The 20,660-nt window shown below is 46.7% G+C and carries 22 protein-coding genes, 1 other RNA gene and 1 other annotated feature; all 23 genes read left to right on the top strand.

Features of this window, described 5'->3' with window-relative positions; genetic code table 11:
• Nucleotides 1–39: 39 nt before the first annotated feature.
• Nucleotides 40–783, top strand: coding sequence for a sulfite exporter TauE/SafE family protein (locus H7198_RS00605; RefSeq protein ID WP_274457789.1), 744 nt, complete (start codon nucleotides 40–42; stop codon nucleotides 781–783).
• 340 nt (nucleotides 784–1,123) lie between these two features.
• Nucleotides 1,124–4,753, top strand: coding sequence for a DNA-directed RNA polymerase subunit beta (rpoB, locus tag H7198_RS00600; protein ID WP_274457787.1), 3,630 nt, complete (start codon nucleotides 1,124–1,126; stop codon nucleotides 4,751–4,753).
• A gap of 22 nt (nucleotides 4,754–4,775) precedes the next feature.
• Nucleotides 4,776–8,435, top strand: coding sequence for a DNA-directed RNA polymerase subunit beta' (gene rpoC / locus H7198_RS00595; protein WP_274457785.1), 3,660 nt, complete (start codon nucleotides 4,776–4,778; stop codon nucleotides 8,433–8,435).
• A gap of 115 nt (nucleotides 8,436–8,550) precedes the next feature.
• A complete protein-coding gene (locus tag H7198_RS00590) occupies nucleotides 8,551–9,000 on the top strand; it encodes a hypothetical protein (RefSeq protein ID WP_274457782.1) in 450 nt (149 codons plus the stop codon).
• Nucleotides 9,001–9,200: 200 nt separating this feature from the next.
• A complete protein-coding gene (locus H7198_RS00585; protein ID WP_274457780.1) occupies nucleotides 9,201–9,620 on the top strand; it encodes a Mini-ribonuclease 3 in 420 nt (139 codons plus the stop codon).
• Entirely contained in the window at nucleotides 9,604–10,356 is a 753-nt protein-coding gene (gene rlmB, locus H7198_RS00580) for a 23S rRNA (guanosine(2251)-2'-O)-methyltransferase RlmB (protein WP_274457777.1), read from the top strand. Before H7198_RS00585 ends, rlmB begins: the two co-directional genes overlap by 17 nt.
• Before the next feature lie 37 nt (nucleotides 10,357–10,393).
• The gene (locus H7198_RS00575) at nucleotides 10,394–10,951 is read left to right on the top strand and encodes a hypothetical protein (RefSeq protein WP_274457775.1); all 558 of its coding nucleotides are present in this window, start codon (nucleotides 10,394–10,396) and stop codon (nucleotides 10,949–10,951) included.
• A 60-nt stretch (nucleotides 10,952–11,011) separates the two neighbouring features.
• Nucleotides 11,012–11,161 carry a 50S ribosomal protein L33 gene (rpmG, locus tag H7198_RS00570; protein WP_091503101.1) on the top strand — a complete coding sequence of 50 codons (150 nt, stop codon included), beginning with the start codon at nucleotides 11,012–11,014 and terminating at the stop codon, nucleotides 11,159–11,161.
• 9 nt (nucleotides 11,162–11,170) lie between these two features.
• Complete coding sequence (secE, locus tag H7198_RS00565) at nucleotides 11,171–11,347, top strand: preprotein translocase subunit SecE (RefSeq protein WP_274457773.1); 177 nt, start codon at nucleotides 11,171–11,173, stop codon at nucleotides 11,345–11,347.
• A 98-nt stretch (nucleotides 11,348–11,445) separates the two neighbouring features.
• Complete coding sequence (nusG, locus tag H7198_RS00560; protein ID WP_274457771.1) at nucleotides 11,446–12,015, top strand: transcription termination/antitermination protein NusG; 570 nt, start codon at nucleotides 11,446–11,448, stop codon at nucleotides 12,013–12,015.
• Nucleotides 12,016–12,131: 116 nt separating this feature from the next.
• Complete coding sequence (gene rplK / locus H7198_RS00555; RefSeq protein WP_091503096.1) at nucleotides 12,132–12,596, top strand: 50S ribosomal protein L11; 465 nt, start codon at nucleotides 12,132–12,134, stop codon at nucleotides 12,594–12,596.
• Complete coding sequence (rplA, locus tag H7198_RS00550) at nucleotides 12,596–13,288, top strand: 50S ribosomal protein L1 (protein WP_274457767.1); 693 nt, start codon at nucleotides 12,596–12,598, stop codon at nucleotides 13,286–13,288. Before rplK ends, rplA begins: the two co-directional genes overlap by 1 nt.
• A gap of 36 nt (nucleotides 13,289–13,324) precedes the next feature.
• Nucleotides 13,325–13,444, top strand: a sequence feature (ribosomal protein L10 leader region).
• Between the two features lie 24 nt (nucleotides 13,445–13,468).
• Nucleotides 13,469–13,990, top strand: coding sequence for a 50S ribosomal protein L10 (gene rplJ, locus H7198_RS00545; RefSeq protein WP_091503092.1), 522 nt, complete (start codon nucleotides 13,469–13,471; stop codon nucleotides 13,988–13,990).
• Between the two features lie 50 nt (nucleotides 13,991–14,040).
• Nucleotides 14,041–14,406, top strand: a complete 366-nt coding sequence (gene rplL / locus H7198_RS00540; RefSeq protein WP_091503090.1) for a 50S ribosomal protein L7/L12 — start codon at nucleotides 14,041–14,043, stop codon at nucleotides 14,404–14,406.
• A gap of 74 nt (nucleotides 14,407–14,480) precedes the next feature.
• Nucleotides 14,481–15,107 carry a class I SAM-dependent methyltransferase gene (locus tag H7198_RS00535; RefSeq protein ID WP_274457764.1) on the top strand — a complete coding sequence of 209 codons (627 nt, stop codon included), beginning with the start codon at nucleotides 14,481–14,483 and terminating at the stop codon, nucleotides 15,105–15,107.
• 2 nt (nucleotides 15,108–15,109) lie between these two features.
• Nucleotides 15,110–15,640, top strand: a complete 531-nt coding sequence (gene tadA, locus H7198_RS00530) for a tRNA adenosine(34) deaminase TadA (RefSeq protein ID WP_274457761.1) — start codon at nucleotides 15,110–15,112, stop codon at nucleotides 15,638–15,640.
• Between the two features lie 74 nt (nucleotides 15,641–15,714).
• Nucleotides 15,715–15,801: signal recognition particle sRNA small type (gene ffs, locus H7198_RS00525), an RNA gene on the top strand.
• Nucleotides 15,802–15,843: 42 nt separating this feature from the next.
• A complete protein-coding gene (gene dnaX / locus H7198_RS00520; protein WP_274457759.1) occupies nucleotides 15,844–17,832 on the top strand; it encodes a DNA polymerase III subunit gamma/tau in 1,989 nt (662 codons plus the stop codon).
• A 9-nt stretch (nucleotides 17,833–17,841) separates the two neighbouring features.
• Entirely contained in the window at nucleotides 17,842–18,447 is a 606-nt protein-coding gene (gene recR, locus H7198_RS00515; RefSeq protein ID WP_274457757.1) for a recombination mediator RecR, read from the top strand.
• Complete coding sequence (locus H7198_RS00510) at nucleotides 18,444–18,710, top strand: DUF2508 family protein (protein WP_274457755.1); 267 nt, start codon at nucleotides 18,444–18,446, stop codon at nucleotides 18,708–18,710. Before recR ends, H7198_RS00510 begins: the two co-directional genes overlap by 4 nt.
• A gap of 9 nt (nucleotides 18,711–18,719) precedes the next feature.
• Entirely contained in the window at nucleotides 18,720–19,373 is a 654-nt protein-coding gene (gene tmk / locus H7198_RS00505; RefSeq protein WP_274457753.1) for a dTMP kinase, read from the top strand.
• A gap of 3 nt (nucleotides 19,374–19,376) precedes the next feature.
• Complete coding sequence (locus tag H7198_RS00500) at nucleotides 19,377–19,700, top strand: cyclic-di-AMP receptor (RefSeq protein WP_274457751.1); 324 nt, start codon at nucleotides 19,377–19,379, stop codon at nucleotides 19,698–19,700.
• Entirely contained in the window at nucleotides 19,700–20,659 is a 960-nt protein-coding gene (locus H7198_RS00495; RefSeq protein WP_274457749.1) for a DNA polymerase III subunit delta, read from the top strand. Before H7198_RS00500 ends, H7198_RS00495 begins: the two co-directional genes overlap by 1 nt.
• Nucleotide 20,660: the final 1 nt, after the last annotated feature.

Below are 20,660 nucleotides of genomic sequence, written 5' to 3'. Positions count from 1 at the left end.
GTTAATTAGAATTATTCTTTTCTGTTAGGAGGAGAGCTAATGACTTCCGTTTTATATTTGATTGTAATGTCTTTGATTGCCGGTGTTTTGAACGGCATTGTGGGGATGGCTGCGCTGACCCTTTATCCGGTATTGCTGTCGCTTGGCGTTCCGCCGGTTTCCGCCAACGCCACGATTACAATTTCACAGATGGCTTCGGGGGCAGGAACGCTCCTTTCTTCCTTAAAAGAGCTGAAGAACCACTGGAAGCAAACGTTACTGATTACAATCATTAACGCAACTGCGGGTGTGGTAGGGGCCTTGTTGCTCATTCATAGTTCCGATTCAAACTTCAAAAAAGTCGTGCCTTTCTTCATATTACTAGCGGCCATTTTAATTTTGATGCCAAAGAAGCAAGCAACAAACCAACCTGCTAAGAAGTGGGTCAAGGTTGTTTCCTGGATTAGTATCTTTTTGGTTGGGGGCTACATTGGCTACTTTGGTGCTGGATCGGGCTTGCTGATGATTGCCGTCCTTTCCCGTGCGCTAAACGAGAAATATGCCACCTATAACGCCGTTCGAAACTTTGCCACCTTCATTAACAACCTGATTGCGGCGGGGATGTTCTGCTTCTCGCTGCCAGTGAAGTGGACGGTTGTGCCAGTCTTGATGATTGGCCTCTTTGCCGGCGGTTTCCTCGGACCCATCGTGGTTCGCCACGTACCGGAGGATAAAATTAAGACCTATGTTGGTATCTTTGCCCTGATTTTGTCAGTTGTACTCTTTTATCAGGCATACTGCTAATTTTAAATTAATAAATTACATCTGGAAAAGTCGCGCAAGTGCGCGACTTTTTAAATTGAATTAGCTAAAGCAGTTTTCTGAATTTTTGTCAAGTACCGCCCTTGTTTTTCCTATTAAAAACCCGTATAATAGTCTTCAGTAACACTGTAAATAAATATGGCGACTGGTGATCTATTGTCCATCAGAGCCCTTATAGCAGGCAAGGTCCGCGACTTTTTAAGGCGCGAGACTTGCTTTTTTTGTGCCTTACGGCGCTAAAATAAGGACTTTTTTGCTAAATTTTTATGAAATTGTAATATTTATTTTGCATGAACAGTGAATTTTAGATGAGGTGATAAGTGTGGCAGGACATTTAGTAAAATATGGTAAATACCGTACTCGTCGTTCATATTCAAAGATCAAAGAAGTTCTTGATCTTCCGAACTTGATCGAAGTGCAAACGGCATCTTACCAATGGTTCCTTGATGAAGGAATCAAGGAGATGTTTAACGACATCATGCCAATCGAGGACTTCCAGGGTAACTTGTCTTTGGAGTACGTTGACTACCAGTTGATGGAGCCAAAGTACACCATGGACGAAGCTCGCGAGCACGATGCGAACTACTCAGCACCTTTGCACGTGACTCTTCGCTTGACTAACAAGGAAACTGGCGAAATTAAGTCACAAGATGTCTTCTTTGGTGATTTCCCATTGATGACGAAGCAAGGTACTTTCATTATTAACGGTGCCGAACGAGTTATCGTTTCTCAGCTTGTCCGCTCACCTGGTATTTACTACAACCAGGAAGCTGATAAGAACGGTCGTCCACACTTTGGTACAACGGTTATCCCTAACCGTGGTGCATGGTTGGAATACGAAACGGATGCCAAGGGTATCGCTAACGTTCGTATCGATCGTACACGTAAGTTGTTGATGACGGAATTGGTACGTGCCCTTGGGTTCGGATCAGATTCTGACATCATCGACATCTTCTCTGATGGCTACGATGCTTTGAACATGACTTTGGAAAAGGACGTTCACAAGAACATGTCCGATTCACGTGTTGAAGAATCATTGAAGGACATCTACGAACGTTTGCGTCCAGGCGAACCTAAGACGGCCGACTCATCTCGTGCCCTTTTGGTTGCTCGTTTCTTCGATCCAAAGCGTTACGATTTGGCTCCTGTTGGTCGTTACAAGATCAACAAGAAGTTGTCATTGAAGAACCGTTTGTTGAACCAGACTTTGGCCGAAACTTTGGCTGACCCTGAATCTGGTGAAATCATTGCGGAAAAGGGAACGGTTGTGGACAAGGCTGTGATGGCTAAGTTGGCACCATTCTTGGACAACCCAGACTTCAAGACGGTTACTTATACACCATCTGGTGATGCTGTCTTGCAAGACCCTGTTGTATTGCAAAAGATTAAGATTGAATCACCTGAAAACCCAGACAAGACCCTACTATTGATTGGTAACGGTCACTTGCCTGAAAACGAACACAACGTTCGCCCAGCTGATATCATCGCCGGTATGAACTACTTCTTGAACTTGCAAGAAGGCGTTGGTCAAGTTGATGACATCGATCACTTGGGTAACCGTCGTATCCGTTCTGTTGGTGAATTGTTGCAAAACCAGTTCCGTATTGGTTTGACTCGTATGGAACGTGTCGTTCGCGAACGTATGTCCATCCAAGACGCCGCAACGGTTACACCACAACAATTGATCAACATCCGTCCGGTTGTTGCTTCAATTAAGGAATTCTTCGGTTCATCACAGTTGTCACAGTTCATGGATCAGACCAACCCACTTGGCGAAATGAACCACAAGCGTCGTTTGTCAGCCTTGGGTCCTGGTGGTTTGACTCGTGACCGTGCCGGTGTTGAAGTTCGAGATGTTCACTACACCCACTATGGCCGTATTGACCCTATCGAAACGCCCGAAGGTCCTAACATCGGTTTGATTAACTCCTTGGCCACTTATGGTCGTATCAACAAGTATGGTTTCATCGAAACTCCATACCGTCGTGTTGATTGGGGTACTCACAAGGTTACCGACAAGATCGATTACCTAACTGCCGATGAAGAAGATAACTACATCGTTGCCCAGGCCAACACGGAGTTGGAAGATGACGGTTCATTCGTTCATCAAACAGCCATGGCCCGTTACGGTGAAGAAAACATCGAAACGCCAATCGAAAAGATTGACTATGTCGATGTTTCCCCAAAGCAGGTTGTTTCAATTGGAACATCAGCTATTCCTTTCTTGGAAAACGATGATTCTAACCGTGCTTTGATGGGTGCCAACATGCAGAAGCAGGCCGTGCCTTTGCTCGACCCACACGCACCACTTGTTGGTACTGGTGTTGAATACAAGGCTGCCCACGATTCAGGTGCTGCTTTGATTTCAACGGCCGCCGGTGAAGTTGAATACGTTGATGCTAAGCAGATTCGTGTTCGTCGCGAAGACGGTCAATTAGATACTTACGAATTGATGAAGTTCCGCCGTTCAAACGGTGGTAAGAACTACAACCAAAAGCCAATCGTCAAAGTCGGTGAAAAGATCGATGATGACCAAGTGTTGGCCGATGGACCATCAATGGAAAAGGGTGAATTAGCCCTTGGACAAAACCCTGTCATTGCCTTCATGACTTGGCACGGTTACAACTTCGAAGATGCCATCGTTTTGAACGAACGTTTGGTCCGTGAAGATGTTTATACATCAATTCACATCGAAGAATACGATTCAGAGGCTCGTGATACAAAACTTGGCCCTGAAGAAATTACACGCGAAATTCCTAACACTGGTGAAGAACAGTTGCGTGATTTGGACGAAAACGGAATCATCCGTGTCGGTGCCGAAGTTAAGGATGGCGACATCCTAGTTGGTAAGGTTACGCCTAAGGGTGTTACTGATTTGTCAGCTGAAGAACGACTTTTGCACGCGATCTTCGGTGAAAAGGCTCGCGAAGTTCGCGATACTTCATTGAAGGTGCCACACGGTGGTGGTGGAGTTGTTCAATCTGTTCGCGTCTTCACTCCTGAAAACGGTGACGAATTGGCTCCTGGTGTTAACCAGATGGTTCGTGTTTACATCGCTCAGAAGCGTAAGATTCAAGTCGGTGACAAGATGGCCGGTCGTCACGGAAACAAGGGTACTGTTTCAGTCGTTGTTCCTGAAGAAGACATGCCATACTTGCCAGATGGAACACCAATTGACATCTGTTTGTCACCCATGGGTGTGCCATCTCGTATGAACATCGGACAGGTTTTGGAATTGCACTTGGGATACGCTGCTAAGAAGCTTGGTATCCACGTTGCTTCCCCTGTTTTCGATGGTGCAACCGATGATGAAATCGAAGAGACTTTGGCCGAAGCTGGTTTGCCAGCCGATGGTAAGACAGTTGTCTATGATGGACAAACTGGTGAAGCCTTCGATAAGCGTGTTGCCGTTGGTGTTATGCACTACTTGAAGTTGGCCCACATGGTCGATGACAAGATTCACGCCCGTTCAATCGGTCCTTACTCTCTTGTTACGCAACAGCCACTTGGTGGAAAAGCCCAGTTCGGTGGACAGCGTTTCGGAGAAATGGAAGTTTGGGCTTTGGAAGCCTATGGTGCTGCCTACACCTTGCAAGAAATCTTGACTTACAAGTCAGATGACGTTGCTGGTCGTGTTAAGGTTTACGAATCAATCATCAAGGGTGAAGCTATTCCTAAGCCAGGTGTGCCTGAATCATTCCGAGTTTTGGTCAAGGAATTGCAAGCCCTCGGTTTGGACATGCGTGTCTTGAACCAAGAAGGTGAAGCAGTTCAATTGAAGCAAATGGACGAAGACGACTCAGTCTTGCCTGTTGATGCTTTGGAAAAGTTGGCTCGTACCAACCCTGACTTGTTGAACCGTGATGATGAAGAAGTTAAGGTTGCCTTTGATAAGGTAGATGGTCAAAAAGAGACCCAAGAACAAAGCACCTTTACTGACGAAGAACAATAATTTAAGAAAGGTGACCGAATAGATGGCAATCGATGTTAACAAGTTCGAATCTATGCAAATCGGTCTTGCTTCTCCTGATCAAATCCATGACTGGTCTCATGGTGAGGTTAAGAAGCCAGAAACGATTAACTATCGAACACTCAAGCCAGAAAAAGACGGCTTGTTTGATGAACGTATCTTTGGTCCTACCAAGGATTACGAGTGTGCCTGTGGAAAGTACAAGCGAATCCGTTATAAGGGAATCGTTTGTGACCGCTGTGGTGTTGAAGTAACTTCAGCTAAGGTCCGCCGTGAACGGATGGGTCACATTGAGTTGGCCGCACCCGTTACCCACATCTGGTACTTCAAGGGAATTCCATCACGTATGGGATTGGTCTTGGACATGTCACCACGTTCATTGGAAGAAGTAATTTACTTTGCTTCTTACGTTGTGGTTGACCCAGGTGATGCCCCTGTTGAAAAGAAGCGCCTTTTGACAGAACGCGAATACCGCGACTTGAAGAAGGAGTACGGGGCAAACTTTAAGGCAGGAATGGGAGCCGAAGCCATCAAGGAATTGTTGGCCGACGTTGATTTGGCTGGTGAAGCCGCTGCCTTGAAGGCTGAATTGCAAGAAGCAACTGGTCAAAAGCGTGTCCGTGCGGTTCGCCGTTTGGATATCATTGAGGCCTTCTTGCAATCAGACAACAAGCCAGAATGGATGGTAATGGATGTTATTCCTGTTATCCCACCTGACTTGCGTCCAATGGTCCAATTGGAAGGTGGCCGTTTTGCCACTTCTGATTTGAACGACTTGTACCGTCGTGTGATTAACCGTAACAACCGTTTGAAGCGTTTGTTCGATTTGCACGCTCCTGGTATCATCGTTCAAAACGAAAAGCGAATGCTCCAAGAAGCTGTCGATGCTTTGATGGATAACGGTCGTCGTGGCCGTCCTGTTGCCGGTCCTGGTAACCGCCCATTGAAGTCCCTTTCACACATGTTGAAGGGTAAGCAAGGACGTTTCCGTCAAAACTTGCTTGGTAAGCGTGTCGACTACTCTGGTCGTTCCGTTATCGATGTTGGTCCATTCTTGAAGATGAACCAAATGGGATTGCCACGTCCAATGGCAATCGAATTGTTCCGTCCATTCATCATGAAGGAATTGACGGCCCGTGGTCTTGCCGGCAACATTAAGTCTGCTAAGCGTAAGATTGATAAGGCTGACGAAGACGTTATGGATGTTTTGGAAGACGTTATCAAGGAACACCCAGTTCTTTTGAACCGAGCACCTACCTTGCACCGTCTAGGAATTCAGGCCTTCGAACCAATCTTGGTTTCAGGTAAGGCCATGCGTCTGCACCCATTGATCTGTGAAGCTTATAACGCCGATTTCGATGGTGACCAGATGGCCATTCACGTTCCTTTGTCAGATGAAGCACAGGCGGAAGCCCGTTTGCTTATGTTGGCCGCCGGCCACATCTTGGCTCCTAAGGATGGAAAGCCAATCGTTACGCCTTCTCAGGATATGGTTATCGGTAACTACTACCTAACTACTGAAGAAGCCGGACGTGAAGGCGAAGGCATGATCTTCTCATCAGTTGATGAAGCTCGTTTGGCCTTTGAAAACAAGTTGGTTCACTACCACACTCGTGTGGGTATCCAAACTTCTTCATTCCCAGAAGGTAAGCCATTCACTGATGAACAACGTTCAAAGATTATGGTAACGTCAGTTGGTAAGCTCTTCTTTAACGAAATCTTGCCAGTTGAATTCCCATACATCAACGAACCTTCAGATGAAAACTTTGAAGCAATCTCTGATGACTTCTTCCTTGAACCAGGACAAGACATCAAGGATTACCTTGATGGTAAAGACATCATCAAACCTTTCAAGAAGGGCTTCTTGGCCGACATTATCGCCGCTGTTTACAAGCGTTATAAGGTTACAGAAACTTCTTTGCTTTTGGACCGTATGAAGGACCTTGGTTACGATATTTCAACCAAGTCTGGATTGACGGTTGCCATGACCGATGTTACGGAATTGGACAACAAGCAAGAAATCTTGGAAAACGCGCATAAGGATGTTGCCACGGTTACAAAGCAGTTCCGTCGTGGTTTGATTACTGATGCCGAACGTTACCAACGTGTTATCGAAATCTGGTCAAAGGCCAAGGATGTTATCCAAGACGAATTGATTCAGACTTTCGACCTCCGAAACCCAATCTTTATGATGCAGGATTCTGGAGCTCGTGGTAACATTTCGAACTTCGTTCAGCTTGCTGGAATGCGTGGTTTGATGGCCGGACCTGGTGGAAAGATCATCGAATTGCCTGTTACATCAAACTTCCGTGACGGTTTGACTGTTATGGAAATGTTTATCTCAACCCACGGTGCCCGTAAGGGAATGTCTGATACGGCCTTGAAGACGGCCAACTCAGGTTACTTGACTCGTCGTTTGGTTGATGTTGCCCAGGATGTTATCGTTCGTGAATACGACAACGGCTCAGACCGTGGTGTGAAGGTTGCGGCCATCACCGACGGAAAGTCAGTTGTTGAACCACTTTACGACCGAATCCTCGGACGTTACGCGATGAAGACTGTCTTTGATCCTGAAACTGGTGAAAAGATTGTTCCTCGTAACGAAATGATTGATGAAATCGCAGCCAAGAAGATTGTTGCTGCCGGTATCGAAGAAGTGACTATCCGTTCTGTCTTTACTTCAACGACTGAACACGGTGTTTCTGTTCTCGATTACGGACGTAACTTGGCTACTGGTGAAGAGGTTGAAGTTGGGGAAGCCGTTGGTACGGTTGCCGCACAGTCAATCGGTGAACCAGGTACTCAGTTGACCATGCGTAACTTCCACACGGGTGGAGTTGCCGGTGGAAACGATATCACGCAAGGTTTGCCTCGTGTGCAGGAAATTGTTGAAGCACGTATCCCTAAGGGACGCGCTGAAATTTCTGAAGTTACGGGTAAGATTACTTCAATCGAAGAAAACCCTGCCGAACGTACAAAGGATGTCACAATCGAAGGTGAGACGGATACTCGTACTTACACTTTGCCATTGACAGCCCGCATGCGTTTCGGTGAAGGTGATGCCATCAAGCGTGGTGAAGCGATTAACCAAGGACCTATCGATCCTAAGGAATTGCTTGCCGTTACGGATACTTTGACGACTGAATCATACATGTTGTCAGAAATCCAAAAGGTTTACCGTTTGCAGGGTATCGAAGTTTCCGACAAGCACATCGAAGTTATGATTCGTCAGATGCTTCGTAAGGTGCGCGTCATGGATCCAGGTCAGACTGACTTGCTTCCAGGAACTTTGTTGGACATCGCTGACTTCAAGCGAGCTAACGAACCAGCACTCTTTGCTGGTAAGGTACCTGCCACAGCACGTCCTGTCTTGCTTGGAATTACGAAGGCTGCCTTGGAGACAAACTCATTCTTGTCAGCCGCCTCATTCCAGGAGACGACTCGTGTCTTGACGGATGCAGCTATCCGCGGAAAGAACGACCCATTGGTCGGACTTAAGGAAAATGTTATCATTGGTAAGATTATTCCTGCCGGAACGGGTATGTCTGAATACCGTAAGATTAAGCCAGAAGTTGTTGGAGAAGTGGTTGCAAAGCCAGAAGATTCAGCAGAAGACATCCAATCATTGGATGACGTGGCCCAAAAGATGGACCAAGAAGACTAATGACTTAAATAAAAGCCAGTTGGCTAAGCGAAAGAAGCTTAGTCAGCTGGCTTTTTTAATTGAGTGAGCCCGCAAAATGGGGTAGACTAGAGTTAGTGAACGAATGGAGGCTACTATGGCAAAAGTAACAATCGAATGGGTAGGATGGGTAAAGAAGCTGTCTAAGAAGCAACTCTGGCTCATCGCGATTGTGCCAGTTATTGTTATCTTGGCATTGTTAGTTTGGCGCGTGAAGTCTGGTAATTCAGAATACGAAGTGAATTGGTTTGCCTACGGACTGTGCGCTTACTATGCCTTAGCCTTTAGCCCCGCCGGAGAACAAATTCAATACATTCTCTTTCCAAAGTCCGTTCCGCACAATCAATACCAGGTAACGAACTGGACACAGTGGACGCAGGCTTTGATGGCAACCGCCGTTTTGTTGATTGCGGCCTTACTATTTTGGCCACCCCAAAACCAGGGCGAGATTGCCGTACATGTTATTGCATCTGTTGTGCTTGGTTTCATGGTGATGTGGACTTGGCGTTGGTACAATGGTATTCGCGCACAGCACCAATCGAAATAATATAAAAGAAGGCCCTGACTGGTGTACTTTTCCAGGAATGGGTTCTTTTTATCGGATTGAAACAGATAGAATACTTCGAACTGTATAAAAAAGGCCTTTTTGGCCAAATTGAAGGAGTTTGCGGGCGACTTTTGACGAATTGTTCCAATATGGAATTAAGATAGGGTTGCTCGGGGGATTCTTTTATTAGTAAGGAAAATATGGAAAAACTCGACTACGAACAAATGAATGGGTTGTCTCTTGCTTATATTGGCGATGCAATTTATGAGATTAAGGTGCGGACACATTTGGTTGCTACGGGCCTGACAAAGGTTAACGACCTTCAGAAGAAGTCAAGGCACTACGTATCGGCCAAGGCACACGCTGCCTTGTTTGATATCATGCGGGATGAGGACTACTTGACCGAAACGGAGATGCACTACTTCAAGCGGGGCCGTAACGCTAAGTCCTACACGAAGGCGAAGAACACCAACGTAGTGGCATACCGAATTTCAACGGGTGTTGAAGCGATGGTGGGCTATCTTTACCTATCCGGTCAAGAAGAACGTTTGGACCAGATGATGAATTGGATCTATGAACAGGTTGAACAGGGGAGAACAGACGATGCCAAAACAAGATAATCAAGCCTTTATTTATGGGCACCATGCCGTTATTGAGACATTGAAGGGTGACCAGTCCTTGAACAAGTTGTGGATTCAAACCGGTTTGAACCCACGTGTTGCCCAAGAAGCTAGCAAGTTGGCAAAGGACCGTGGCCTAGTTGTGACGCAGGGGCCAAAGGGAAAGTTGGACGAACTAGCTGACCGTGGTAACCACCAGGGATTGGTTCTTTCAGTGGCAGCCTATGATTATGCTGACCTCGATCAACTTTTTGAAAAGGCTGAGCAGGCTGGTGAAGAACCCTTCTTCTTGATTCTGGATGAAATTGAAGATCCTCATAATCTGGGTTCTATCATGCGTACCGCCGACGCTGCTGGTGTGCACGGGATCATTATTCCTAAGCGCCGTTCGGTTCAATTGACGGGAACGGTGGCGAAGGCGTCGACTGGCGCAATCGAACACGTTCCTGTTTGCCGAGTGACAAACTTGGTCCAAACTGTCAAGACTTTGAAGGACCGTGGCCTCTGGGTCTTTGGCACCGATATGAATGGTCAAGACTATCGGACATGGGATGCCAAGGGTGCAACGGCCTTAATCATTGGAAACGAAGGAAAGGGTATTTCACCTTTGCTTAAAAAGCAGGTCGATGCCATGTTAACCATTCCGATGATTGGTCACGTTCAATCTTTGAATGCTTCCGTCGCCGCATCACTCTTAATTTACCAAGCCTTTGGCACGAGACACCCAAAGAACTAGGTGGGTGTTAGAGCCTGCCAGAATTTGGGAGGCTTGGATGAAGAAGGATATCCTGTTGCCAGTAGTGATTGCCGCACAACGCGGTCACGAACGGGCTTATTATGTATTAAGGAGTAGAACGAGGGGCTTGGTTTACAAAGTTTATGAGGACCATTTGTCTGGCTATTATCGAATCGATGATTGGGAAGCAGACGCCTTGGAAGTTTTACTTAATTCCGTGCGTTGCTTCAGCTCATCCGATTCCAAAGCGCGTTTCTCGACCTATTACATGCAGTCCTTAATCAATAAGTCGGTTGACCTAAAACGGATTTATAAGAGTCATAAGGGATACTTTCAAAAGAATATGCTTTCCTTGGATGAGACGCCTGGCGTCGGGCACTTTGTTGCGACAAATACTTTTAATCCGGAACAAATCATCATACTGAGAGAATCGCTGGCTCAAACGCATTTGCGAAATGGTGCTGTTTACAGGCGGAGTTTACTTGCTTTGATTGGTGTGGAACCCTTATTGAAAAAGATATCTGCTCGCGAAAAGCGGCAGGTGCAGCAGGTTCAGTATCAACTGAAGCTGTCGATAGAACGAGCACTAGGTTAAGGGGCGTCAACTTGTTCTCGGCCTAAAATCGTGCTATTATAACAGGAAGTGAGGATTAATATGCCTAGTCAAAAAGCATCGTTAGCCTGTGACGTTTGTGGTTCAAGAAACTACACGGTAACCCTTTCAAAGGGCCGTACAGAACGTCTGGGTGTTAAAAAGTTTTGTCCACATTGTGGCAAGCACACCTTCCATCGAGAAACTAAGTGAGGTTTTTTCATGATTACTTATTTTAAGAATGTAGCTTCAGAAATGAAGAAAGTGACCTGGTTGTCATGGAAGCAAACAAATCGTGAAACGATTGCGGTTATTGCTATGTCAATTATCTTTGGTGTCCTGATTGGGGCCTTTGATTGGGTCTTGAAGCAAGGTGTTAATTTCTTGGTAGCGCACTAAGAAAAGCTGTAGTATACTAGATGCAGCGAGAAAAAGAGTCGATTGACTCTTTTTTATTTACAAAAAAACAAAGGAGGGCGAGCCTAGCTCGCAGGAATATGACCGATTCAATCGAAAAAGCATGGTTTGTTGTGCACACTTACTCAGGATACGAACACAAGGTGAAGACTAACCTTGAATCACGTACGCAAACAATGGGGATGGCTGACCAAATCTTCCGTGTTTTGGTGCCTGAACAAGAAGTTTCAACAGTGCAAGACGGTGAAGTAAAGACATCGATTGAAAACGACTTTCCTGGTTATGTTTTGGTCGAAATGGCGACGCCACAAGATGGCAACATGACGGATGAAGCTTGGTACGTCGTTCGTAACACGCCAGGTGTTACTGGATTCCTTGGCTCTCACGGTGCCGGGTCAAAGCCTAACTCACTTTTGCCAGAAGAAGTTGATTTGTTGATGAAGCGAATGGGCATGACTGGTGAAAAGGTTGTGGACTTGGATGTTGAAGTTGGTCAAACAATCAAGATTGTTGCCGGACCATTTAATGGGATGGAAGGAATCATCCGTTCGATCGATCCAGAAAAGCAAGAAGTTGAAGCAACTGTTGAAGTCTTCGGACGTGAAACACCAACTGAACTTGGATTCAACGATATCGATACAAACATTTAATGAGAAGCTCCCTTTACGAAGGGGGCTTTTTTTGTTATGATAATAGGGCATGTCAAAGACATGTGTGGAAGCAGCACTTAAGCTGCGCTCTACCACAACACGAGGAGGAAAATATCGTGGCTAAAAAAGTCGTAAATGTAGTTAAGCTACAGATCGCTGCCGCTAAGGCAACACCAGCCCCTCCAGTAGGTCCTGCATTGGGACAAGCTGGAATTAACATTGCACAGTTTACTAAGGAATTCAACGCCCGGACTGCTGACCAAGCTGGTTCAACTATCCCTGTTGAAATCTCAGTTTTCGATGATCGTTCATTCGAATTCGTAACTAAGACTCCACCAGCAGCTGACCAATTGCGTAAGATTGTTGGTAAGGGTTCTGGTGAACCTAACCGCACTAAGTGTGGAAACGTTACCCTTGACCAAATCCGTGCCATTGCGGAAAACAAGATGGCCGATTTGAACGCCAATGACATCACAGCTGCCATGAAGATGATCGAAGGTACTGCCCGTTCAATGGGTGTTACTGTCGACGGTGTGGACTTGACTGTTGATGGAACAGCAATCAAGGAGGACGCAGAATAATGACTCAAAAGCATGGAAAGAAGTATTTAGAAGCCGCAGCCAAGGTTGAAGCCGAAAAGGCCTACAACTTGACTGAAGGTGTTTCATTGTTGAAGGAAGTTTCATACGCAAACTTCGACGCTTCTGTTGAATTGACTTTCAAGTTGAACGTTGATACTCGTCAAGCTGACCAACAACTCCGTGGTGCCGTAGTTTTGCCTAACGGTTCTGGTAAGGACAAGAAGGTTGTTGTCTTCGCGCAAGGTGACAAGGCTAAGGAAGCCGAAGCTGCTGGTGCTGACGTTGTCGGCGCTGCTGACTTGGTTCAAAAGATCCAAGGCGGATGGCTTGACTTTGACGTTGCTATCGCAACGCCTGACATGATGGCACAAGTTGGTCGTGTGGGTCGTGCATTGGGTCCTAAGGGATTGATGCCTAACCCTAAGACTGGTACTGTTACCATGGACGTTAAGAAGGCCGTTTCTGACGCCAAGGGTGGTCAAGTTACCTACCGTACTGACCGTGACGGAAACGTTGCTGTTACTGTTGGCCGTGTATCATTTGATGATGCTAAGTTGGCAGAAAACATCAAGGCAATTGCTGCTGTTATCTTGAAGGCTCGTCCAGCCGCTGTTAAGGGAACTTACGTTTCTAACGTGGCTTTGGCTTCAACGATGTCACCAGCCGTTACTTTGGATGTAACGTCTCTTTAATTGACAGTCGTCAATTAAGCTGTTAGAATTACTAAGTAAATTAAATCAATTTTGCCTAAGACTCAGGTGGTGCTTGCACCTTAATCTCCTGCCGAGGAAGTTATGAAAACTAACTGACCCGTCTGTCTTCTGGCAGGCGGGTTTCTTTTGCAAAAAAATCTTTAGGAAGGAGAATTTCACATGAGTGAACAAGCTATTGCTTTGAAAGCGCAAAAGGTTGCTGAAGTGACTGAACAATTCAAGAACGCTTCATCTGCTGTTCTTGTTAATCCTATTGGTTTGACAGTTGCAGAATCAACTGATTTGCGTCACCAATTACGTCAAGAAGGTGTCGTTTTGGAAGTCATCAAGAACAAGGTTCTTGTACGTGCTGCCAAGGATGCTGGCTTTGAAGAATTGAACGATTTGTTTGCTGGACCTACTGCCGTTGCCTTCTCAGAAGATGACGCTGTTGCCCCAGCCCGCATTTTGAAGAAGTACTCTGATGCCAACGAAAAGTTGACTATCAAGGGTGGTGTTATTGATGGTTCTGTCGTTGATATCGACGAAATCAACAAGTACGCTTCATTGCCTTCTCGCGAAGGTTTGCTTGGTCAGTTGATGGCCGAGTTCCAGTTCCCAATCCGGAGCTTTGCTTATGCTGTTAAGGCATTGCAAGAAAAGAAGGAAGCTGAAGGCGAAACTGCCGAAGCTGCCGAATAAGTTTGACTTATACTTATTACTAAACATTTATAAATTGGAGGAAATTAATCATGGCTTTTGATAAAGACGCGATTATCGCATCATTGAAGGATGCAACGATTTTGGACTTGGCTGACTTGGTTTCAGCTATCGAAGAAGAATTTGACGTTTCAGCTGCTGCCCCTGTTGCCGCTGCTGGTGCTGCTGGCGAAGGTGCCGCTGCAAAGTCAGAATTCGATGTCGAATTGACTTCTGCAGGTACTGCAAAGGTTAAGGTTATCAAGGCAGTTCGCGAAGCAACTGGTCTTGGTTTGAAGGATGCTAAGGACTTGGTTGACAACGCACCTTCAATCATCAAGGAAGGCGTTGCTGAAGCTGATGCCAACGCAATGAAGGAAGCTTTGGAAGAAACTGGTGCCTCAGTTACTTTGAAGTAATTCTTAAAAGAAGAGAGCACTTCGTGCTCTTTTTTTGTACATAAATTTGATAAAGAGAACATAGGAGAAAATCGATGGCAGAAAAAGTGAGTGGACAACAGTATTTCACGGCTGATCCAACGGCAGAACACGATTATCAGAACTTCGACTTTGAATTACTAGGCCATAACTTACACTTTAAGACCGATGCTGGTGTTTTTTCCAAGAAGACGATTGATTTCGGTACGCGGGTGATGTTAGACGCTGCTGCAGAAGAGAACTTTGTTCCCGGAAAAGTCTTGGATTTGGGCTGTGGATACGGCCCCGTTGGGAATGCGGTAGCGAAGGCCTGGGACCGTGAGGTCGACATGGTGGACGTGAACGATCGCGCTTTGGACTTGGCCAAGGTTAACTGCCAAAAGAACGGGGTGGATAATTTGACCCACGTCTTCCAATCCTCAATTTACGATAACGTGCAGGATCAGTATGCAGCTATTTTGGTGAACCCACCAATCCGTGCCGGAAAGCCAGTTGTAACCGCCATGCTCCAGGGTGCTGCGAAGCACCTTGTTCCAGGTGGGGCAATCGTTGCTGTTCTGCAAAAGAAGCAGGGGGCCCCTTCAGCTCAAAAGAATTTGGAAGCAGTCTTCGAAGATGTTTCGATTATTGGTAAGAAGAAGGGCTACTTTGTCTTGATGGCAAAGAATCCTAAGGAGAACTAAGTATGGCAGTTATTCCGCAACTGGAGTCGAGCCAGATTAAGACCTTCATGGAAGCGGCCCTAGCGGAGGCAAAAGCCGCAGGGGACCGTGGGGAAGTGCCAATCGGGGCTGTGATTGTTAAAAATGGTCAAATTATTGCCTCAGCGGGAAACCGACGAGAGGAAGATCAGAAGACCGATGCCCACGCTGAAATGCATGCTATTTTAGAGGCAAATGCCAAGCTCGGCACCTGGCGTTTGGAAGAAACCGCACTTTTTGTTACCTTGGAACCTTGCTTAATGTGTGCAGGAGCCATCTTGAACGCTCGAATCCCTTTGGTGTACTTCGGGGCTCAAGACAAAAAGGCGGGGGCAGTGACTTCGCTATACTCTGTCTTTGATGATGAACGCTTGAACCACCAAGTCAAAGTTGTCCCTGGTGTCTTACAGGCGGAATCGTCAGCGATGCTGAAGGACTTTTTTCAGAGCCTACGGGCCAATCAAAAGGCCAAGAAGAAGTTGCTAAAAGCTGCTAAAAGCTGCTCGGGATACTGAACAGAATTAGTGCTACTTTCCCTATAAAAATGACTGCTTTTGTTTGCGCCCCTTTCGAATTTTCGATATAATAAAAGAGCAGGCAAGGGTCTACTTTCGAACCGAGTCAGGACAGAGATGTAGCAGCTCTAAGATTGCTTGACCTTGTGCTTGTGTACATAGCAAAACCGCCTTCCGGCGGCTTTTTTTGTAAGGGAGAAAAGATGGCGTATCAAGCATTGTACCGGGTTTACCGGCCAAAGACTTTTTCAGAAATGGTTGGCCAAGAGGTCATTACCAAAACACTGCAAAACGCCATCGAAAAGAAGCAAACTGGGCACGCCTACTTGTTTGCTGGACCACGTGGAACCGGTAAAACTTCAGCGGCAAAGATTTTTGCCCGCGAGGTCAACGGCATTGGACCAGACCAAGCTGGACAGTCACAACCAGATATCATCGAAATCGATGCGGCCTCCAATAACGGGGTCGATGAAATTCGTTCCATTCGTGACTCTGCCAACTACGCGCCCATCGAGGCACCTTACAAGATTTACATCATTGATGAAGCACATATGCTCTCAAACGGTGCCTTTAACGCCCTGTTGAAGACTTTGGAAGAGCCGCCCGCCCAGGTAAAGTTCATCCTCGCCACAACGGAAATTCAAAAGATGCCGGCGACGATTCTCTCCCGTACCCAGCGCTTTGAGTTCAAACGTTTGTCCAATCAAACTATCAAGGGACGTTTGGAAGAGATTCTGAACAAAGAGAATCAGCCATACGAAGAGGCAGCTTTGGACGTCGTTGCCACGGCTGCTGAAGGGGGAATGCGTGATGCCTTGTCCATTATGGATCAGGTCATCGCCTTTGGCCCCGAGAAAGTCACTGTGGAGAACGCCTTGACGGTAACCGGGTCAGTTGATATTGACCAGGTTTTGGCTTACCTACACCAGGTTTTGGCTGGTGATACCGCACAGGCCTTGGAAACATTGTCTCAAATCTTGCTATCGGGTAAGGATGCCAACCGTTTCTTATCAGATTTGATTGCTACACTTCGTGATGTCATGTTGGTCGACTTGGCACCAGATTTGGTGAAGGCCAAGTCCAAGGAAGATGAGTTGAAGGCTTTTCTAGCTGAAAGCTCACAAGCACAAATCCAAGAGATGTTGCAGGTCATTGATCAAATCAAAACGGCTTTGGCCCAGTCCTTGCAATCCGATATTTACTTGGAGATTCTGACGGTGCAGTTGGCGCAAAAGGCAGTTGGAAAGAAGAACCAAACGATGGCTTCGGTGCAGCCGCAGAAGGCGGCGCAGGTAACTCCTGTAGCTGATGCAAAGCCGGCAGAAGAAGCAGTGCAGTCGCCAGCACAACCTGTTGTTGAGCAACCAGTCCAAGAGACTGCACCAGAACAGTCACAAGTTCAACCAGTCGAAAAGGCGGTAGAAGAGGCTGCTCCTTCACAGCCAGCAGCTCCGGTGGAAGAAACGCCTACTGTAGAAGCACCTCACTTGGATACTGATACAGGTGAGACTCCCGTTCAGGAAGAGTTAGTTGATTCTGTAAGCGAAGTAGCTCGGGCTGAATCGACTGTCAGTCCCGTAGTTGAAGAGAAGTCTTCAGTTGTTACTGAAGAGCAGCAACCTGAATCCCAGATGGGAAAGGGCAGCCAATCATTGACCATTTACACTGGGAACGAGCCCGTTCAAGCGGTCTTGGCCCAGGCTAAGCGTGATCAGTTGAATAAGGCTCAGTCAGAATGGGCAAACATTGTTAGTCAATTACCCGTTAAGGACCAGGCAGTTTTGCAAACGGCAGAACCAATGGCCGCTTCAATGGATGCCATCGTCTTGGCCTTTGATTACCCAGCTCTTCAGGATAAGGCGCAGAAAGACGCTGCCTTGCAGGCTGAACTGGCTCAGGCACTGACAGAAGAAAACCTTCCAAGAACTTTGGTCATGCGTAGTAAGGACCAGTGGCAAAACGACCGTTCCGATTACGTGAAGGCCCTGAAGGCGGGTCAGACGGTCAAGATTGCTTTATCTGATTTAACACCAACGGTTGTTGCTGAAGAAGCAACTGACAAGGCAGTGAAAAGCAGTCCAGCAGTTGTAAATGCAGATGAAAATAAAGATGACGAGAAAAACGATGTCGTTGCCTCTGCTAAGGCACTCTTTGGCGACGACCTGGTTGAGGTGAAGTCCGAGACCAAGTAAGGAAGAACGATGCAATACCCTGAACCAATCGCAAAATTAATTGACTCCTATTCTAAACTGCCAGGAGTCGGTGCTAAAACCGCATCTCGTTTAACCTTTTACACGCTAACGATGGATCCAGAAGACGTGAAGAACTTTGCTGAATCCTTGTCGACTGTAAAAGATTCGATTACTTTTTGTGAGATTTGCGGTAATATTACCAGTAAGGACGAAAACCCCTGTGCCATCTGCATGGATAGCTCTCGCGACCGGTCAACGGTTCTAGTGCTACAAAATCCAAAGGATGTCATGGCCATGGAACAGACTCAGGAATATCACGGTCTCTACCACGTGCTAAACGGGGTGATTTCACCTTCTGCTGGTACCGGACCAGAAGACATTAACTTACCGGCATTAATCCGTCGTTTGTCAAAGGATGATGAGATTAAGGAAGTGATTGTTGGGACGAATGCCAACACTGATGGTGAAGCAACCGCCATGTACATTGCTCGTCTAGTAAAGCCCGCCAATATCAAAGTCACGCGCTTAGCGTCTGGTTTGGCAGTCGGTTCTGACATCGACTACGCCGACCAATTGACTTTGATTAAGTCAATCGAAGGTCGAAACGAACTATGATTTTTAAGAAGAGAACGACTCGTTATAACAATTTAAAGGCTGAGTACGATCAAATCCTATTACAAGAGGTTGACCATGCTCGTAAGGACTACCATCAGGCCCAGGATTCTGAAACAGCTTTGGTGGACTCCCGTGTGAACGGCCACATGGTTCAGGCGCAAACGGCCTTGAAGAAGGCTCGCTTTACTTACCTCTACAAGGAAGCAAAGCGCCGTAAGACGGTGGCCAATGGCCCTCGTTTGTACCATCAAAGTGATGAATAAGGGGAAATGATGAACAAAAAAGCCCATTTTATATCATTTGAAGGCCCAGAGGGTGCGGGTAAGACAACGGTTATTCAGGCCGTCTTGCCCTACATTGAGGAGCTGAGCCAACGGCAGGTTTTGCTCACCCGTGAACCGGGTGGTAACCCAGTGGCGGAAGCAATTCGTAACTTGCTGAAGGCACAAACGGAACCTGAAATCGACCCCTGGACAGAGGCACTTTTGCTAGCCGCTTCCCGTCGGGAACACGTGGTTCAAACAATTTTACCAGCCCTAAAAGAGAATAAAATTGTGGTATCGGACCGCTACCTTGACTCATCGCTAGCCTATCAGGGTGGCGCTCGCCACCTTGGTATGGCGGATGTGCAAGAGATTAACGACTTTGCCGTCCGTAACCCAGAAAACGGGGAAGCGGTGTTGCCTGAACTAACGATTTACTTAGACCTACCTGTCGAAATTGGACTGGAACGAATCTTTAAGAATCGGACCGACAAGATTGACCGGTTGGATCAAGCTGGATTGGACTTTCACCAGCAGGTACGTCAAAGTTACTTGCAACTGGCAGAAGAAAACCCGGACCGGATTCGAACGGTCGATGCGACCCAGTCCCCCGAAGCAGTCTTAGCTGCTGTTAAAGCAATTATTGAAGAAAATTGGAGGTAGAACATGAAACTGATTAACGCCATTGTACAGGATAAGGATGCGACAAAGTTATCAAACGCCCTTGTGAAGAACAAGATTCAGGCAACTCGTTTGTCCACTTCCGGAGGATTCTTGCGCTCTGGAAACACGACTTTCCTAGTGGCCATTGATGATGAACGTGTCCAAGAAGTCTTGGATATCATCAAGGAAGTTTCACAAAAGCGTAAGCAGTTCATGGTGCCACCAATGGGAATTGAAGGGGAACGTGCGGCGGCATACCCTGTTGAAATTGAAGTCGGTGGGGCAACTGTCTTCACGCAAACCATTGACGACTTTTACCGCTTCTAATGGCAGCGGCGAAGAAACAATCGACTGCTGCAAAATTAAACGAGTCGGCCGTTTTTGAGATGGCCGATTTTTTAGACATTGCAAAAGCGGCCTATCCCGAAAACCTCGAACAGCTTCAACAGGCAGTCGATGAGAACCGTCGTTCTCACCTCTATTTACTTGCTGGACCAGGCGATGAGGAAAAGTTGGCTTTGGCGCTGGCTTTTTCCACAATGGTTTTGGGTCAGGATGAGGACACGGAGGCCAGAGTGGCCAAGTTGAATCATCCTGATTTGGTGACGGTGCTTCCCGAAAAGAAGGGGGCCAGCATTAAAATTGCTCAGATTCGTGCCATCGTGCCCGAACTGACAACGACCGCTTTAGAAGCCCCTGCGAAAGTCTTTATTATTGACCGAACGGAAACGTTGACGACCGCGGCGGCTAATTCCTTGTTGAAGTTCATCGAGGAACCGGCCGGACCGCAGCTAATCATTTTACTGGCCAATAAGTCGGATGATGTTTTACAGACCATCGTTTCCCGTGCTCAAGTTGTTCACCTGAAGGCTAGCCCTGAAGTGGCGGAAAAAGCCCAGGAGGGGATGGCTGGCTTTGAAAAAGAAGTGCAGCCACTGGTCTTTAAGTGGTTTGAAAAAGTCGTCGCACGCGACGTCGGCTTCATGGCTTACTTGCAGACAACTTTGATTAAAAACATTGACGAAAAGGCCAAGGAAGAAACGACCTTACTCTGGTTACAGCAACTGGCTCGCGACCTCTACATGCAGAAGAGCTTAGCTCAACCAAGACTCTATTTTCCACAGTTAGCTGGCTTCTATAAGAAGGCCGCGGCCAGGTATTCGGAACAGCAGTTGCAGGAAGTTGTCGAAGAGTTTTTATCTATCGATAAACTAAAGAATGTACAATTGGCTTTCCAATCAAAGTTAGAAAAAACAGCGCTTGAATGCGCCATTTTGTTAGGATAAC

Source organism: Fructobacillus sp. CRL 2054 (assembly GCF_028764065.1).
Taxonomy (GTDB): Bacteria; Bacillota; Bacilli; order Lactobacillales; family Lactobacillaceae; genus Fructobacillus.
Note: the sequence above shows the minus strand (reverse complement) of the source record. Positions and strands in the feature narration are given on the sequence as shown.

Bases quoted from the DNA above. Each gene is read 5' to 3' on its own strand.
- H7198_RS00605 (WP_274457789.1), top strand. From the start codon at position 40: ATGACTTCCGTTTTATATTTGATTGTAATGTCTTTGATTGCCGGTGTT.
- rpoC (WP_274457785.1), top strand. From the start codon at position 4,776: ATGGCAATCGATGTTAACAAGTTCGAATCTATGCAAATCGGTCTTGCT.
- H7198_RS00590 (WP_274457782.1), top strand. From the start codon at position 8,551: ATGGCAAAAGTAACAATCGAATGGGTAGGATGGGTAAAGAAGCTGTCT.
- H7198_RS00585 (WP_274457780.1), top strand. From the start codon at position 9,201: ATGGAAAAACTCGACTACGAACAAATGAATGGGTTGTCTCTTGCTTAT.
- rlmB (WP_274457777.1), top strand. From the start codon at position 9,604: ATGCCAAAACAAGATAATCAAGCCTTTATTTATGGGCACCATGCCGTT.
- H7198_RS00575 (WP_274457775.1), top strand. From the start codon at position 10,394: ATGAAGAAGGATATCCTGTTGCCAGTAGTGATTGCCGCACAACGCGGT.
- rpmG (WP_091503101.1), top strand. From the start codon at position 11,012: ATGCCTAGTCAAAAAGCATCGTTAGCCTGTGACGTTTGTGGTTCAAGA.
- secE (WP_274457773.1), top strand. From the start codon at position 11,171: ATGATTACTTATTTTAAGAATGTAGCTTCAGAAATGAAGAAAGTGACC.
- nusG (WP_274457771.1), top strand. From the start codon at position 11,446: ATGACCGATTCAATCGAAAAAGCATGGTTTGTTGTGCACACTTACTCA.
- rplA (WP_274457767.1), top strand. From the start codon at position 12,596: ATGACTCAAAAGCATGGAAAGAAGTATTTAGAAGCCGCAGCCAAGGTT.
- rplJ (WP_091503092.1), top strand. From the start codon at position 13,469: ATGAGTGAACAAGCTATTGCTTTGAAAGCGCAAAAGGTTGCTGAAGTG.
- rplL (WP_091503090.1), top strand. From the start codon at position 14,041: ATGGCTTTTGATAAAGACGCGATTATCGCATCATTGAAGGATGCAACG.
- H7198_RS00535 (WP_274457764.1), top strand. From the start codon at position 14,481: ATGGCAGAAAAAGTGAGTGGACAACAGTATTTCACGGCTGATCCAACG.
- tadA (WP_274457761.1), top strand. From the start codon at position 15,110: ATGGCAGTTATTCCGCAACTGGAGTCGAGCCAGATTAAGACCTTCATG.
- dnaX (WP_274457759.1), top strand. From the start codon at position 15,844: ATGGCGTATCAAGCATTGTACCGGGTTTACCGGCCAAAGACTTTTTCA.
- recR (WP_274457757.1), top strand. From the start codon at position 17,842: ATGCAATACCCTGAACCAATCGCAAAATTAATTGACTCCTATTCTAAA.
- H7198_RS00510 (WP_274457755.1), top strand. From the start codon at position 18,444: ATGATTTTTAAGAAGAGAACGACTCGTTATAACAATTTAAAGGCTGAG.
- tmk (WP_274457753.1), top strand. From the start codon at position 18,720: ATGAACAAAAAAGCCCATTTTATATCATTTGAAGGCCCAGAGGGTGCG.
- H7198_RS00500 (WP_274457751.1), top strand. From the start codon at position 19,377: ATGAAACTGATTAACGCCATTGTACAGGATAAGGATGCGACAAAGTTA.
- H7198_RS00495 (WP_274457749.1), top strand. From the start codon at position 19,700: ATGGCAGCGGCGAAGAAACAATCGACTGCTGCAAAATTAAACGAGTCG.